The 16,481-nt window shown below is 63.8% G+C and carries 12 protein-coding genes; 3 read left to right on the top strand and 9 right to left on the bottom strand.

Translation table 11 applies throughout. The features are described 5' to 3' along the window. The first annotated feature begins 198 nt into the window (after positions 1-198). The 3 genes from ACF8O8_RS19385 (at position 199) to ACF8O8_RS19375 (ending at position 6,734) form a co-directional block, all read left to right on the top strand. Positions 199-4,029, top strand: coding sequence for an EAL domain-containing protein (locus ACF8O8_RS19385; RefSeq protein WP_010951929.1), 3,831 nt, complete (start codon positions 199-201; stop codon positions 4,027-4,029). 249 nt (positions 4,030-4,278) lie between these two features. Then, entirely contained in the window at positions 4,279-5,532 is a 1,254-nt protein-coding gene (gene glyA, locus ACF8O8_RS19380; RefSeq protein WP_003247505.1) for a serine hydroxymethyltransferase, read from the top strand. A 248-nt stretch (positions 5,533-5,780) separates the two neighbouring features. Continuing rightward, positions 5,781-6,734, top strand: coding sequence for an arsenic resistance protein (locus ACF8O8_RS19375; protein ID WP_392510285.1), 954 nt, complete (start codon positions 5,781-5,783; stop codon positions 6,732-6,734). 28 nt (positions 6,735-6,762) lie between these two features. Here ACF8O8_RS19375 and ACF8O8_RS19370 read toward each other — a convergent pair whose 3' ends face one another. The 9 genes from ACF8O8_RS19370 to ACF8O8_RS19330 form a co-directional block, all read right to left on the bottom strand. Continuing rightward, complete coding sequence (locus ACF8O8_RS19370; RefSeq protein ID WP_392510301.1) at positions 6,763-7,080, bottom strand: RidA family protein; 318 nt, start codon at positions 7,078-7,080, stop codon at positions 6,763-6,765. A gap of 46 nt (positions 7,081-7,126) precedes the next feature. Then, a complete protein-coding gene (locus ACF8O8_RS19365; protein ID WP_010951923.1) occupies positions 7,127-8,545 on the bottom strand; it encodes an aldehyde dehydrogenase family protein in 1,419 nt (472 codons plus the stop codon). A 12-nt stretch (positions 8,546-8,557) separates the two neighbouring features. Next, positions 8,558-9,601, bottom strand: coding sequence for a homoserine dehydrogenase (locus ACF8O8_RS19360; protein WP_392510284.1), 1,044 nt, complete (start codon positions 9,599-9,601; stop codon positions 8,558-8,560). A gap of 198 nt (positions 9,602-9,799) precedes the next feature. Further along, positions 9,800-10,237, bottom strand: coding sequence for an Lrp/AsnC family transcriptional regulator (locus ACF8O8_RS19355; RefSeq protein WP_010951921.1), 438 nt, complete (start codon positions 10,235-10,237; stop codon positions 9,800-9,802). After that, positions 10,234-11,622, bottom strand: coding sequence for a threonine synthase (locus ACF8O8_RS19350; RefSeq protein ID WP_239607030.1), 1,389 nt, complete (start codon positions 11,620-11,622; stop codon positions 10,234-10,236). The genes ACF8O8_RS19355 and ACF8O8_RS19350 overlap by 4 nt, the downstream gene beginning before the upstream one ends. A 24-nt stretch (positions 11,623-11,646) precedes the next feature. Continuing rightward, positions 11,647-12,531: a LysR substrate-binding domain-containing protein gene (locus tag ACF8O8_RS19345; RefSeq protein WP_392510283.1), complete on the bottom strand. Its 885-nt coding sequence runs from the start codon at positions 12,529-12,531 to the stop codon at positions 11,647-11,649. A 45-nt stretch (positions 12,532-12,576) separates the two neighbouring features. Then, positions 12,577-14,016, bottom strand: coding sequence for an amino acid permease (locus ACF8O8_RS19340; protein WP_014589617.1), 1,440 nt, complete (start codon positions 14,014-14,016; stop codon positions 12,577-12,579). Between the two features lie 142 nt (positions 14,017-14,158). After that, on the bottom strand, positions 14,159-15,427 hold the full coding sequence (locus ACF8O8_RS19335; RefSeq protein ID WP_392510282.1) for a cystathionine gamma-synthase family protein: 1,269 nt from the start codon (positions 15,425-15,427) through the stop codon (positions 14,159-14,161). A gap of 167 nt (positions 15,428-15,594) precedes the next feature. Continuing rightward, positions 15,595-16,479: a homocysteine S-methyltransferase family protein gene (locus ACF8O8_RS19330; RefSeq protein ID WP_193774180.1), complete on the bottom strand. Its 885-nt coding sequence runs from the start codon at positions 16,477-16,479 to the stop codon at positions 15,595-15,597. Between the last annotated feature and the right edge of the window lie 2 nt (positions 16,480-16,481).

Raw genomic sequence — 16,481 nt, 5'->3', positions numbered from 1 at the left:
CAGGTTACAGGGGCTTGCCGAACCACCGGGCAGCCACCATCGGTCAACATGGCTGGCACTTCGCCATAATCCGAGGCATGCTAGCCGGTTTCGGGTGTCCGGCCTTATAGTGCGCCACCGCGGTGCGCAAGCCGGGCGCCGGCACGCACCGTGCACGATCATTCCCTGCCATCGCCAGCCCAATCGCAGGATCAACGCTTGACCAACCTTACTCATCCGTCGTCATTGCGTTCCGCCCCACAAGCACCCGCGACTCTCCTGCGCGGGTCGATCAAGGGTGCGCTGGCGCTGCTGGCCCTGATCCTGCTGGGCCTGCTGCTGTGGCAGCTGTTCGCCCAGTTCAATCATACCCAGGCCGAATTGCGCAAACAGAGCCTGGACGCCTCCGCGGAACTGGCCGACCACCTGAGCCTGAACATGGCGCTCAAGGCGCAACAGGCCGTGAACGTGGTGCAACCCTACCCTGATGCACCGACACCTGCCGCCCTGCCCAGCCTGCTCGGTACCCTGCGCGAACGCCTTCCCGCCCTGCAGAGCGTGGCCTGGCTGGACAACGTCGGGCAGCTACGCGCCGACAGCCTGGCCGGCAGCCCCGACCGCCAGTCACTTGACGAGTTGCTCGTGCTGAGCCAGGGACGCCCGTACTTCTTCACCAATTCGGCCGACAACCACCTCCTGTACCTGTTGCTGCGCCAGGATGCCGCACAGGGTAGCGGCTACTGGCTGCTGCGCCTGTCACCGGACTATTACCGCGAGCTCACCCTCCACCTCGAGGGCAGTGGCCACCCGCAGTGGCTGCTGGAAAACAGCCGCAGCGGCGAGGTGCTGCAGCGCCATGCCGCAGCCGACACCAGCGACGAGCCGCTGCAAAGCGTGATGCTGGCCTTTATCGAAAACAGCACCTGGCAGCTACGCGGTCTGTTCGACGCCAAACTGGCCCAGCAAAAATTATTGCCGGCGCTGCTCGGCAAGTGCCTGCTGGTGCTGTTCTGCGCCCTGCTGCCAGTGCTGGCGCTGATCAACATGCGTCGCCGCCAACGGGCGCTGCAGGAAGACCGCCGGCGTTATCAGGAAATTTTTGAAGGCACCGGCGTTGCCCTGTGCGTGCTCGACCTGTCCAGCCTGCCCGGCCAGCTCGACCGCTACCACCTGCGTAACCGGGCCGCGCTCAAGCACAGCCTGGCGCTGGACCCGAACCTGCGCCGCTCGCTGCTGCTGGAGCTGAAGATCACCGAGGTCAACCAAGTGGCGCGCCAGCTGCTGAACATCGACTGCCACGAAGGTGCCTGGCAGCGGCTGATCGATGGCACTGGCGACAGCCGAGACAGCGTCGGCATGCAACTGATCGACGCACTGATCGAACAACGCCCGTTGCTGGAGCTGGAAGTGCGCCTGCCGACACCGCAGGGCACCGAGCTGCACCTGTGGCTGATGGCGCGCCTGCCGCTGCAGCGCCGTGATTATCAGGCGGTGATCCTCAGCATCAGCGATATCACCAGCCGCAAACAGGTGGAGCTGTCGCTACTGGAACGCGAAAGTTTCTGGTCGGACGTGGTACGCACCGTACCCGACCAGTTGTATGTGCAGGATGTGCCGAGCCAGCGGATGATCTTCAGCAACCGCCACCTCGGCCAGACCCTGGGCTACGACCGCACCGAGCTGGCACAGATGGGCGACCGCTTCTGGGAGCTGCTGCTGCACCCCGAGGACGCCGCACACTACCAGGCACTGCGCCGCCAACAGCGCGACAACTGTCATGACCAACCGCTGCACTGCCAGCTGCGCTTCCGCCACCGCGACGGAAGCTGGCGCTGCTACGACATCCGCGAGCAGGTGCTGACCCGCAACGCCGAAGGCCTGGTGACGCGCATCATCGGTGTGGGCAAGGATGTGACCGTTCAGATCGAGGCCAGCCAGTCGCTACGTGACAGCGAGCAACGCTACCGCATGCTCGCCGAAAGCATCAGCGACGTGATCTTTTCCACCGACAACCAGCTCAAGCTCAACTATGTCAGCCCCTCGGTACAGAGCGTGCTGGGCTACCAGGCCGACTGGATCTTCGCCAACGGCTGGCAGTCGATCGTCGCCAACCCGGCCCAGCTCACTGGCATCTACAGCCTGATGGAGCGTGTCAGCAAGGCCATGGGCGATCCGGCGCAGATGGCGCAACTGTGCAGCCAGTTACCCACCCAACTGTTCCTGTTCGACTGCCTGCGTGCCGATGGCCGCAAGATCCCGATCGAGCTGCGCCTGGTGCTGGTGTGGGACGATGACCAGCGCTTCGAAGGCGTACTCGGGGTGGGCCGCGACATCAGCCAGCAACGTCGTGCCGAAAAAGACCTGCGCATGGCCGCGACCGTATTCGAACATTCCACGTCGGCGATCCTCATCACCGACCCGGCCGGCTATATCGTTCAGGCCAACGAGGCGTTCAGCCGCGTCAGCGGTTACGCCGTCAGTGAAGTGCTCGACCAACTGCCGGGCATGCTCACTGTCGACGAACAGCAGGAAGGCCACCTGCGCTATGTGGTCAAGCAACTGCACCAGCGCGGCAGCTGGGAAGGTGAGGTGTGGCTCAAGCGCCGTGACGGCGACCACTACCCGGCCTGGGTCGGCATCACCGCGGTACTGGACGACGAAGGCGACCTGGCCAGCTACGTGTGCTTCTTCACCGACATCAGCGAACGCAAGGCCAGCGAACAGCGCATCCACCGCCTGGCCTACTACGACGCCCTTACCCACCTGCCCAACCGCACACTGTTCCAGGACCGTTTGTACAACGCCCTGCAGCAGGCCGAGCGGCAGAAGGCCTGGGTGGTGCTGATGTTCCTCGACCTCGACCGCTTCAAACCGATCAACGACTCCCTCGGCCATGCGGCCGGCGACCGCATGCTCAAGGACATGGCCCTGCGCCTGCTGGCCTGCGTGGATGACGACGACACGGTGGCACGCATGGGCGGCGACGAGTTCACCCTGTTGCTGCAACCGCGCCCCACCCGTGAAATGGCCCTGAACCGCGCCATCCACGTGGCCGAGAACATCCTCGGCAGCCTGGTGCGGCCGTTCGTGCTGGAAAACCGCGAGTTCTTCGTTACCGCCAGCATCGGCATCGCCCTCAGCCCGCAGGATGGCAGTGAGCTGAGCCAGCTGATGAAGAACGCCGACACCGCCATGTACCACGCCAAGGAGCGCGGCAAGAACAACTTCCAGTTCTACCAGGCCGAAATGAACGCCAGCGCCCTGGAGCGCCTGGAGCTGGAAAGCGACCTGCGCCATGCCATGGAGCAGAACGAGTTCATCCTCTATTACCAGCCGCAGTTCAGCGGCGACGGCAAGCGCCTGACCGGCGCCGAAGCGCTGCTGCGCTGGCGTCACCCGACCCGAGGCCTGGTGCCGCCGGGCGACTTCATCCCGGTGATCGAGGAACTGGGCCTGGTGGTGGACGTGGGCGACTGGGTGCTGCGCGAGGCCAGCCGCCAGCTCAAGGCCTGGCACAAGGCCAAGGTGCGGGTGCCGAAAGTGTCGGTGAATATTTCGGCGCGGCAGTTCTCCGACGGCCAGCTAGGCACGCGGATTGCCAACATCCTGGAAGAAAGCGGCCTGCCGCCGGCATGCCTGGAACTGGAGTTGACCGAAAGTATCCTGATGCGCGAGGTGAACGAGGCGCTGCAGATTCTTGCCAGCCTGAAGAACCTCGGCCTGAGCATTGCGGTAGACGACTTCGGCACCGGCTACTCGTCGCTCAACTACCTCAAGCAGTTCCCCATCGACGTCCTGAAGATCGACCGGACCTTCGTCGACGGCCTGCCCGAAGGCGAGCAGGACGCGCAGATTGCCCGGGCGATCATCGCCATGGCCCACAGCCTCAACCTGGCAGTCATCGCCGAGGGCGTGGAAACCCACGAACAGCTGGAGTTCCTGCGCGAGCATGGTTGCGACGAGGTGCAGGGCTATCTGTTCGGGCGGCCGATGCCAGCGCATCAGTTCGAGGCGCAATTCTCCAACGAGACCTTGTTCATGTTCCATTGACCCGCACACAAGGTCCCCGTAGGAGCGGGTTTACCCGCGAACACCGGCCAAGCCGGTGCCATCCACCGCGCCGCATTCCTGCATAAAAAAGCGGACTTCCAGGTCAACTCCCGCCCCCGCCCAGCCCAGAAACGGCGCGGGATGCAAGATGAAGCCCATTGGTCTGCGACTTGACGCCACTTCATATGCCAGCCGCGAATCAATCGGTTAGAATGCACACCCAAATTACCCCGATCCTTGAGGACCGCCATGTTCAGCCGTGATTTGACCATTGCCAAGTACGACGCCGAGCTCTTCGAAGCCATGCAGCAAGAAGCTCTGCGCCAGGAAGAGCATATCGAGCTGATCGCTTCGGAAAACTACACCAGCCCGGCAGTCATGGAAGCCCAGGGCTCGGTCCTGACCAACAAGTACGCCGAAGGCTACCCAGGCAAGCGCTACTACGGCGGTTGCGAGTACGTCGACGTCGTCGAGCAACTGGCCATCGACCGTGCCAAGGAGCTGTTCGGCGCCGACTACGCCAACGTACAGCCGCACGCTGGCTCCCAGGCCAACGCTGCCGTCTACCTGGCCCTGCTGTCGGCCGGTGACACCATCCTGGGCATGAGCCTGGCACACGGTGGCCACCTGACCCACGGTGCTTCGGTAAGCTCCTCGGGCAAGCTGTACAACGCCATCCAGTACGGCATCGACGGCAACGGCCTGATCGACTACGACGAAGTCGAGCGCCTGGCTGTCGAGCACAAGCCCAAGATGATCGTTGCCGGCTTCTCGGCCTACTCGCAGGTTCTGGACTTCGCCCGCTTCCGCGCCATCGCCGACAAGGTCGGTGCCTACCTGTTCGTCGACATGGCCCACGTTGCCGGCCTGGTTGCCGCTGGCGTGTACCCGAACCCTGTTCCGTTCGCCGACGTGGTCACCACCACCACCCACAAGACCCTGCGCGGCCCGCGCGGCGGCCTGATCCTGGCCCGTGCCAACGCCGACATCGAGAAGAAGCTGAACTCCGCCGTCTTCCCGGGCGCCCAGGGCGGCCCGCTGGAGCACGTCATCGCGGCCAAGGCCATCTGCTTCAAGGAAGCCCTGCAGCCAGAGTTCAAGGCTTACCAGCAGCAGGTCGTGAAGAACGCCCAGGCCATGGCCAGCGTGTTCATCGAGCGCGGTTTCGACGTGGTTTCCGGTGGCACCCAGAACCACCTGTTCCTGCTGTCGCTGATCAAGCAGGAAATCTCCGGTAAGGATGCTGACGCCGCCCTGGGCAAAGCCTTCATCACCGTCAACAAGAACTCGGTACCGAACGACCCGCGTTCGCCGTTCGTTACCTCGGGCCTGCGTTTCGGCACCCCAGCCGTGACCACCCGTGGTTTCAAGGAAGCCGAGTGCAAGGAACTGGCCGGCTGGATCTGCGACATCCTGGCCGACCTGAACAACGAAGCGGTGATCGACGCCGTCCGTGAGAAGGTCAAGGCCATCTGCAAGAAGCTGCCGGTTTACGGCAACTGATTGGCGCTTGCCTAAAGTGAAAGAGCCCGGCCCAGTGCCGGGCTTTTTCGTGAACGGACCATGAAACACGTTCGCAGGCCTGATACACATCCTGTGGGAGCGGGCGTGCCCGCGAAGAAGGCTACGCGGTGGATGGCACCGGCTGCGCCGGTGTTCGCGGGCACGCCCGCTCCCACAGGGAATGATTTCGAGCAGCGACGTGCCATCACGTATTACCCTGTTTGACACTACCAACCACAGGCCACACCTTGACCAGAGAGCAACTCGAAACCCGGCAGATCCCCATCTACTTCGCCGCCGTACTGGCCGCGATCGTTTTCGGCCTGCTGGCCAGCGACACTGCGCGCCAGCTTGAAGCCCTGATCACCCCCGCCATCGCCGTGCTGATGTACGCGATGTTCCTGCAAATACCCTTCCTCGACCTGCGCCAGGGCCTGGGTAACCGCCGCTTCATCACGGCCCTGCTACTGGCCAATTTCATTCTCGTTCCGCTGCTTGTCTGGGCCATCACCCGTGGGCTGGTGGAACACCCGGCGATCCTCGTCGGTGCCTTGCTGGTGCTGCTTACGCCCTGCATCGACTACGTGGTGGTGTTCACCCACATTGGCAAAGGCGACTCACGCCTGACCCTGGCCGCAACCCCCCTGTTATTGCTGGCGCAACTGGTGCTGCTGCCGGTGTATCTGGCCCTGATGCTGGGTGGCAGCAGCCAGGTGGCAATCTCCATCACCCCGTTCGTGGAAGCCTTCGTGCTGTTGATCGTGTTGCCGATGGCCCTCGCGGTACTCACCAGCGCCGGTGCCCGGCGCTCGCGCGCAGTCGCGACCTGGAACGACGCCTGGGCGTGGTTGCCGGTGCCGGCCATGGCCTTGGTGCTGATGGTGGTGATCGCTTCGCAGATTGACGTGGTACTGCGTGATTTCGACCGTTTGCTGCCGGTGATTCCGGTATACATCGGCTTCATGCTGCTGGCGCCGGTGCTCGGCTTCATCTGTGCGCGCCTGCTGCGCCTGCCGGCCAGCGAGGCACGCTCGGTGACGTTCAGCGCAGCCACGCGCAACTCGCTGGTGGTGCTGCCGCTGGCGCTGGCGTTGCCAGAAGAGATGCGCGGGTTGGCGGCAGCAGCCGTGATCACGCAAACCCTGGTAGAGCTGGTGAGCGAACTGATCTATGTACGGGCGGTACCACGGTTTGTGCGTTGACCCGTGGTACTCGTCATAGAGAAAAGGACTATTCGGGGCACACAGCGAACACCTGCACCTCTACCAGGTAGCCAGCCCCCAGGTCGGCACCCACGCAGGCCCGCACCGGTTTTGCACAGCCTTGCAACCAGGCGTCGTACACTTCGTTGACCAGGTCGAAGTGGCGGTAGTCGGCAAGCCACATCTGAACCCGCGTCAGCTGCGCCTTGCCGACGTTGGCTTGCACCATCAGGCCGTCGATCACGCTCAGCGCCTGACGCAACTGCCCCTGCACATCCTGTTGCAGGTCCTCGGCCACGATGCCTGCCGTTTCGAACAGGCCCCTGTAACTGACCGCCAGTGACATCCGCGCGCCTGATCCGTAGCGAGTGATCATCGAGGTAACCTCCCCCTCAACCCATCTGGTTGAAGCAGACGACTTTGGGTTGGGTCATGTCCTCGTAGGCAAACCGCACCCCCTCACGCCCAAGACTCCCATACTTGGCACCACCAAATGGCATGGCATCGAAGCGGTAGTCGGAAGAGTCGTTGATCATTACACCGCCGGCCTCGATACGCCGGGCCAGGCTCAACGCCAGCGACAGGTCACGGGTGAACACACCGGCATGCAAGCTGTACTCCGGGGCATTGGCCAGCGCTATCGCCTGCTCGACAGTCTCGAAGGGCGCCAGCATCACCACCGGTGCAAAAACCTCCTCGAGCCACAGCCGGCTGACGGGGTCAACGCTTTCGAGCACTGTCGGCGCATAGACCGCCCCGTGACGCTGGTGGCCGCAGAGCAGGCGGGCACCGCCCTCAATCGCCTGGTTCACGCGTGCTTCGATCTGCCGTGCAGCTGCTTCGGTGATCATCGGCCCCATATCGGTTTCGCGCCGGCCCGGATCGCCCCAGACCATCGCCTGGGTCAATGCCACGAAGCGCTCTCGAAACGCCTCGTAGATCGAGGCATCTACGAGAATGCGCTGGGTGCCGATGCAGTTCTGCCCGGCCGCCCAGAACGCGCCCGACACACACGACTCGACAGTGGCTTCCAGGTCGCAGTCCTTGAGCACCAGCACCGGGGCGTTGCCGCCAAGGTCCATGGCAAGCTTTTTCAAACCAGCCCCGTGCGCAATCTTTTCGCCCGTCGCGAAACCGCCCGTAAAGGAAACCATGCGCACCTCACGCACAGCCACCAGCGCCTTGCCCAGTTCGGCGCCCCCTGTGGCTACGGTGACGACGGCCTCCGGCAGCCCTGCATCCACCAGGTACTGCACCAGTTTCAGGGCAGAAAGCGGGGCCAGTTCCGAGGGTTTCAGAATGACCGCATTGCCCCCTGCAAGTGCTGGCCCCAGCTTGTGCGCCACCAGGTTGAGCGGGTCGTTGTACGGGGTAATGGCCAGGATCAACCCCAACGGCTCGCGGGTGAACCAGCCCTGACGCGATTCGGAGCCTTCATAGGCATCGAAAGGCACCACCTCACCGGCGTTGCGCCGCGCCTCTTCGGCAGACAGCTTGAGCGTGTTGATGCAGCGTTTGACCTCTTTCTCGGCCTGGCGCAGGGTCTTGCCCGCTTCATCGACGATCAGGCCGGCAAAGTCTGCCGCATCCCGTTCAATGAGCTGAGCGGCGTGCTCCAGAATAGCGGCCCGGCGGTGCCGGGGCAGCGCCGCACTTTCACGCACACCTTGACGGGCACGGGCGAGCAAGGCAGGCACTGCTTCTGCGCCGAGGTTGTCGACGCTGCCAACCAGGCTGCCATCGAAGGGGTTGTACACATCGATCAAGGCGGGTTGCTGAACAAGCGCCCGCGATACGGAAGTCAGGCTCATGAACGTTGCTCCTCAGGCCGAGTGGCCGGCGGTGTGAATGGCGACAATGTCCGACAGCAGGGCAAAAGCCGTTTCGATGCGCCCCGCCCCCGGGCCGGACACGGTTACAGCCCCCAGCAACTCCGTGTCGAACGCCAGCGCATTGGTGGCGCCTAAAATACCCGCCAAGGGGTGATGACCAGGCAGCAGCTTCGCTTCGACGCTGGCTCGTACCGAACCATCGGCTTCACGGCGGGCGCTGCCGATCAGCTTCCAGCGCTCGCCCGCCGCCCGTGCCCGCTCGATAGCCGCGCTGTCGATGGCACTGATACCGCTGCAGGCCACATCACCCACCTGCAGACAGGCGCCGAGCAACTCATTGGCGAGGATCACCACCTTCAGGCGTACGTCATGGCCTTCCACATCGGCGGTCGGGTCAGCCTCGGCAAAGCCAAGCGCTTGTGCCTGGGCCACCGCCTCGTTGAAGCCAAGCCCTTCCTCCATGCGCGTGAGCACATAGTTAGAGGTACCGTTGAGAATGCCCTCGAAACCTACCAAGCCCGCGCCCGCCAGGGTCTGGCGCGCCATGCGCAGCACCGGTGTGCCGCTCATGACGGCGCCTTCGTATTCGAACGACACATTGTTGGCCTTAGCCAAGGCCTTGAGTGCCTGGGCATGCAAGGCAATCGGCCCCTTGTTGGTGGTGACCACGTGCTTGCCCGCCTCCAGCGCCCAGCGGCAGAAGGTTGCCGCCGGCTCACCGTCCTTGGGGTTGGTGAATGTGGCCTCGGCGATGATGTCGGCGCCTGATTGCTTGATCACCGCCTCATTGAACGCCTCGGCCGAACCTTGAGGGATGTGCGCCAGCGCGCCCTTCTGGGCCGGCAGCGCGGCCAGCACGGCGGCATCCAAGCCGTCGCGGTCGATCACCGACCCCAGGAACAAGTCGGTGACACCCACGATTTTCAGGCCAAAGCCCAACTCGTGCTGCCAGCGCGCATTGCGTTCGGCGATCAGTTGGGCAAGCGCGCGGTTAACGCCACCAAAGCCAACGAGTGCAATTTTGTATTCGGTCATGGTTTGCTGTCCTGTCCAGGCAGTGGGTGGATGAGGACTAGCGTAAGAGCCGTGCACTGCCAGTTGAATATGGCAATCCGCTGTATTTATTGGCCAATCTGGCCAGTGCAAAGCGCGCACTTGCGCCAGGGCAAAACGCACAACGCCGCCTGGGCGCGAACCCAGGCGGCGTTGTGCCAGCCAATGCAAAGACGCGGTTCAGACCACCGCGGCCAGGACGAACGAAGTCACCGTGTTCTCCACCCCGGGCATGGCAGCGATTTCCTTCCACACATGGTGCACCCGCTCCGGGCTGGAGGCCTCGACGCGCAACATCAGGTCGAACTCGCCGCTGAGCACTTCACACTGGATCACCTCGGGGATCTGGCGCAGCGCATCGAGTACCGCCTCACCGCGCATGCGGTCATAGCGGTAGACGAAGATCACCGCGTTGATCAACGACGCCGGCCGTCTGCCCTCACCGATGCGCAGGGTATAACCCTGAATGGCGCCGTCACGCTCCAGGCGCTCGATGCGCTGGCGTACCGCATTGCGCGACAGGTTCACCTTCAACCCCAACTCGGCGTGGGCGATACGCGCATTGGCGGTGAGCTCGGCGAGAATGCGCTCGTCGAGGGGGTCGAGGATGCGCTTCATCGCCCAGCCTGCAGCCGGGCCAACAAAGCATGAACACCGGCCAGGTCATCAGGTGCCAACAGCGGCCCATCGCCCGCTGTGCCGACCGCGCCGGCGGGCACCTCACCGTGCCAGGCCCCCAGCTCCGCCAGCAGCCCGGCAGACTTTTCGGGGGCAAACTGCCCCAGCGTGACGATGGGCGCACCGATGTTGCGCCGGTGCAGGCGCCCGGCGAATACCCCTGTCGCGGCATGAGGGTCTACTGCGCTGCCCGTTTCGTGGAACAGCGTGACAATTTCTTCGCGAATCAGCGCGTCGTCCACGGCATAGGAGTCGAACAGCATGCGCGCATGCAACCACTGGCGGTTGCCGATGCTCAGCTCGCCACACGCCTCGAAGTGCTCCATCAGTGCCCGGGTCGCCACGCCATCGCGGTCATACAGTTCCCAGACGAAGCGCTCCAGGTTGGAGAACAGCGAAAAGTCCATGACCGGTGACAAGGTCTGGCTGGTTGAGCCACGGCTGTAGCGGTTGCAGTGGATGAACCGGTGCAGGGCATCGTTGCGGTTGGTGGAGACGATGATCTGGTTGATCGGCAGGCCCATTTTCTGGGCAATGAACCCCGCGTAGATCTCGGCAAAACTGGCCGTGGGGATGCTGAACCCGACCGGGCGTATGCCGCCACCGAGCTGCAGCGCCGCATGGAAATAGAACACGATCTGCGCCAGCACACCGACCCAGTTGGTGGAGTTGAAGCTGACCGGAATCAGCCCGGGGCATGGCCAGTCACGCAGCAGCGCCGACACCAGCGACTGGCAATCGTCAAAGCTGCCATCCACGGCCACGCAGCTCACGCTGTCGGACGCGGCGCTGCGCATCACTGCCGCGCGGTCGGCGGGCGTGCCTGCGCTGGGGTATAGCGCCAGTAAGCCTGCTGCAGGGCAATGCCGCAGCGCCTCGATAGCCGCTACTGCGGTATCGCCGTTGCTGGCACCGACCAGCATGACCCGCTCGCACTCCGCCCCCAGAAAGTGCCGGACAAAACGCGCCTGCAACTGCGCGGCAAAGTCCTTGGAGGACCGGGTAGGCCCATGGAAAAGCTGCAGGATCCATTCGTTATGGCCAAGCTGCTGCAAAGGCGCAATGCCGCGGTGGCGGAACCCGCGATAGCTGTCGCTGACCAGCGCCCTGAGGGTAGGCTCGTCGAGGGTATCGCCGACAAACGGTGCCATCACCCGCCAGGCCAGTTCGTCGAAGGGCAACCACGACCAGCTGGCAATTTCCTGTGGGCTGAACACTGGCACCGAGGTGGGTACATAAAGCCCGCCATCGTCGGCCAGGCCAGAAAGCAATGCCGTGCGGAAATCGACCCGTGTCTCGTTGCCGCGCGTGGATGTGTACTGCATCGGTGCTCCAGATAGCTACGTAAATTAACGATGCGCCATGGCCACCAGCCAATGGCTGAACGCCTGGGCATCGGGGGACAACGCTTCACCCAGGCCGCGTACCAGGAAAAACGACTCGCTTGCCTCGATACGCTGGGCAAAGGGAGCGACCAGCCGCCCCTCCTGCAGCAGGTCCTCTACCAGCGACGAGCGTGCCAGCGCCACGCCCAGCCCCAGCTCCGCCATGCGCAGGGTCGACACCAGCGTGTCGAACTGCAGGCCGCTGGAAGAATCGACCTGATCGGCGCCGACCCGCTCCAGCCAGTAGCCCCACCCCTCCTCGTAACCCAGCACATGCAGCAACGGCACACGGGCCAGGTCGCGCGGTTCGCGCAGCGGGCAACCGGCCAGCAGCGCGGGTGCGCACACCGGCACCAGCACGTCGCGGGTCAGGCGCTGCGCCTCTACCCCGGCCCACTGCCCGCTGCCCCAGCGGATTTCCAGATCATCTTCGGCATCCAGCTCCTTGACCCACAGGTTGCTGATGTAGCGGATGTCCACCTGCGGGTGCGAACGCCGAAAGTCGGCCAGCCGGGGGGCCAGCCAGAAGTGCAGGAACGACAGGCTGCCCCGTACCTTCAGGGGCCGACGCTGGCGTTGCCCGAAGATTTCATTGGTGCCGACCGCAAGGCGGCTGATGGCGTCCTGCACCACCGGCAGGTAGGACTGCCCTTCTTCGGTCAGCCCCAACCCGCGCGGCAGGCGCTTGAACAGCGCCACACCCAATTGGCTTTCCAGGTGACGAATCTGCTGGCTCACGGCCCCTTGGGTAAGGTGCAGCTCTTCTGCCGCATGGGTGAAGTTCAAGTAACGCGCCGACACTTCGAAGGCTCTCAGCCAGTTCAGGGGGGGCAAGGTTTTCTGAGTCATCGGCGGCTTCTCGTGGCTCGGTTCCGGTGGCCTAGTATCACCTGCTCAGGCGGCCTCGGAACCTGGGGCGACAATTTCCACCGGGCCCGTACGGCGGCTGCGGTACTTGCACGTCAGCCAATAGGCCAGGTAGCACCAGGCAATGAAGGGCAAGCCGAAGTACAGGGCAACCCGCTGAGCTGGGTCGAAGGCAATGCCGACGCAGGCCAGTACGCAGCAGAAAATGGCCCCCAGTGGTACGAACGGGTAGCCACGCACCCGGAACTTGAGGTCCTCGAGCTTGCCGCCGCTGGCGATGTAATGACGGCGGAATGCGATTTGGCTGGCCGCGATGCTGATCCACACCACTACCACGGCCAACCCTGAAATCGACACCAGCGCCAGGTAGATGGTGTCGGGGGCAAACACACTGCTCAACAGCGAAGCCATGCCGCCAGCCATGCTCAGCACGATCGCATTGAAGGGGGTGCCGCGGCGCGACAGCGTGGCGTAACGGCGGGGCATGTTGCCTTGGTCGCTGAGAGTCCAGAGCATGCGCGAAGCGGCGTATAGGCCGGAGTTGGCGGCAGACAGCAGCGCGGTGATGATGACGAAGTTCATGATATCGGCCGCATACGGGATACCAATCATCGCAAAGACCATCACGAACGGGCTTTCAATAACCCCGGCCTGTTCACGCGGCAGCAAGGTGGCCAGTACAAAGATGGTGCCGATGAAGAACAGCGCCAGGCGCAGGACCGTGGTGCGAATGGCCTTGGGCACGTTCTTTTCCGGGTCTTTGGTTTCACCGGCAGCGATGCCGATCAGCTCGGTGCCCGAGAACGCGAAGGCCACTGCCAGCAGGGTCATTGCAATGGACCAGAAACCGGTGGGGAACAACCCTTCACGGGTGAAATTGCCCAGCCCTGCACTGTGCGCCTGCTGGATCTCGAAGCCACCCAGAATGGCCCCGCCGCCCACCACCAGAAAGGCGATGACGGCCAGCACCTTGACCAGTGACAACCAGAATTCGGTTTCGGCGAACGATCGCACCGAAATGATATTGCTGATGAACACCGCGGCGCCGAACAGCGCACTCCACATCCATACCGGCGTGTCGGGGAACCAGCGCACCATCAGGATGCCTGCGGCGGTGAATTCGGAGCCGATGGCCACCGTCCAGGTCAGCCAGTACATCCAGGCCACCATGTAACCGGTGCCCGGGCCGAGGTAACGCGTGGCGTAACTGCTGAACGAGCCGACTTCCGGCATGTGTACCGCCAGCTCACCCAGGCACATCATGACCAGGTACACCATGATTGCGCCAAGTATGTAGGCGATGACCGCGCCCAACGGGCCGGCCTGGTTAACGGTGTAGCCCGACGTGAGAAACAGGCCGGTGCCTATCACTCCGCCCAGCGCCAGCATGACGATGTGGCGGGTTTGCATATCCTGCTTGAAGGTATGCGCCGAGGCATTTCTAGTTGTGGTTGTCTGCACGGACATTGTGGGTTACTCATGAAAGTTGGCGGGCAAGGACGTAGCAACGACCTCGTCTTGGCAGAGCGAATCGAGTTGCCTTGCATATTGTTTTTGTTCGACTTCATGAAGTGGCACCCACCACACGGGTGGGCGCTACGCGCCAGCCTCAGGCCTGCACCGGGCTCTGGCAGTCTGCGTCAGCGTGCAATTCCTTTGCGACGGCCAGTTCCTCACGCACCGATGCACAGGCCTGTGCCAGGTCCGCCAGCAGGTCATCGGTTTCCTCGATGCCCACTGAAATGCGCACCAGCCCTTCGGAAATGCCCAGCGCCAGGCGCTCTTCCAAAGTGTTCTCGACATGGCTGGTGGTGCGCGCCGGGCCATAGATGGTCTCTACCGCGCCGAGGTTGCCGGCCCGATGGGCATACTTCAGCCGCGGCAGCAAACGGGCCACGGTCGGCATGCCGCCCTTCAGCACGAAGCTGACAATGGCGCCAAACCCGCGCATTTGCGCCTTGGCAATGGCATGCCCGGCATGCGCCGGCAAACCTGGGTAGTTCACCGCTTCAACCAGCGGCTCGGTGCTCAGGTAAAGGGCCAACGCCATGGCACTGGCTTGCTGCTGGCGCAGGCGCACTGCCAGGGTCTTGATACCGCGGATGATCAGGTAGGCCGAGAACGGGTCCAGCGCCGCACCGTTGATTTCCCGGTAGTGCCGCACCTGGGCCATCAGCGCCTCCGCGCCGCCCACCACCCCACCCAGCACGTCACCATGCCCGGACAGAAACTTGGTTGCGCTGTGCACCACCACATCCACGCCCAGCGCCAGCGGGTTCTGGTTCAGTGGCGTGGCAAAGGTGTTGTCGGCCACCACCAGCGCCCCCACCTTGTGCGCAGCGGCGCTCAGCCGACGAATGTCCAGCACCTTCAGCGTCGGGTTGGTGGGGGTTTCCAGGTAAAGCAGGTCGCAACCGGCGGCAATCTCGCGCTCCAGCGCTTCAGTGTCCAAGGTATCGCACAGGCACACTTGCACGCCCATGCGCGGCAGGAACTCTTCGAAGATCTTGTTGGTGCCGCCATAGCTGTCGCGGGTCGACACCACGCGTTTGCCGTTGGACAGGAAGGTATGCAGCACGGCACTGATGGCCGCCATGCCGCTGCTGAACGCGACTGCCGACTCGGCTTGCTCCAGTTCGGCCAGTTTTGCTTCCAGCGTGGCGACCGTGGGGTTGCTCATGCGGCTGTAGATGAAGCCCGGCTGCTTGCCCTGCGCCACGTCGTACCAGGCATCGATATCGTTGTAGCCATAAGCGGCGCTGACCACGATCGGGGTCTGCGTGGCGTTGTACGGGTGCTGTACCTGTTCCCCGCTCCACACGACCCGCGTCCCCACACCGGCCGCAGCATTGCCCTCGATTTTTTCGTTGTTGTTCATATCCGGTTCCCGCCCAGCTGAGTTGTGTACACCGATGCAGCATCGGCCTTCAGCGGACTATAGGGAGATGACGGAGGCCTGAAAAACGATGGAATCCGGGTCTGACTGGCGTTTTTTTTAATGGCTGCGGGCCGGGCGCTGCAAAAGCCGCCCGGCCACGTGGGCGCTTAGGCCAGGTTACGCTTCAGCTCGGCGATGTGCTCCGGGCCGATGCCACAGCAACCGCCGACCATGCTGGCACCCCGCGCACGCCAGTCCTTGGCCCATGCCAGGTAACCCGGCGGATCGAGGTCTTCGCGCAGTTCGTCCAGGCCATCGTTGGCAGTGGCTTCTTTGGGCTGCGGCGGGAAGGCGTTGGCATAGGCACCGATGGCAATCTCGGCGTTGTGTCGCTCGATGACCGAGCGCGCGACATCAATGGCGGCGCCGATCACCTCAGGCTGGCTGCAGTTGAACAACACCGCAGCCACCCCCAGGCTGACTGCGGCTTCGATGGCGTCGGCCACCGGTTCACCGGAGCGCAGGCGCGGAACCTCGTCAACGTCCTCGTCCTGCAGGGTGAAGGACACCCAGAACGGCCTGCCGTCTGCCGGCAAATGGCTATGAATGGCCCGCACCTCGGCCACGGAACTCTGGGTTTCGGCCAGCCACAGGTCGACATGCGGGGCCAGGCCCTGGAGCAACGGGGTCAGCACCTCTGCCACACGCTCGGGCTGGAACAGGTCGGGGCGGTAGGACCCGAACAGCGGCGGCAGCGAGCCGGCCACCCTGACCGGGTGCGCGCCGCTATCTGCCGCGTGCCGCGCAAGCTGGCCGGCGATATGGGCCAGCTGTCGCCCTTCGGCGGCAAAGCGTTCTTCACCGATGTGGAACGGTACTACCGCATAGCTGTTGCTGGTGATGACCTGCGCACCCGCCTCGATGAAGGCTGCGTGCACACCCACGACCGCCTCCGGCGCCTCGCTCAGCGCCAGCGCCGACCACTCGGGCTGGCGAAACGGTGCGCCACTGCGCTGCAGCTCTCGGCCCATGCCACCGTCCAGAATTACCATCG

It is taken from the genome of Pseudomonas sp. TYF_14 (assembly GCF_043105275.1).
GTDB classification, from domain to species: Bacteria; Pseudomonadota; Gammaproteobacteria; order Pseudomonadales; family Pseudomonadaceae; genus Aquipseudomonas; species Aquipseudomonas alloputida.
Note: the sequence above shows the minus strand (reverse complement) of the source record. Positions and strands in the feature narration are given on the sequence as shown.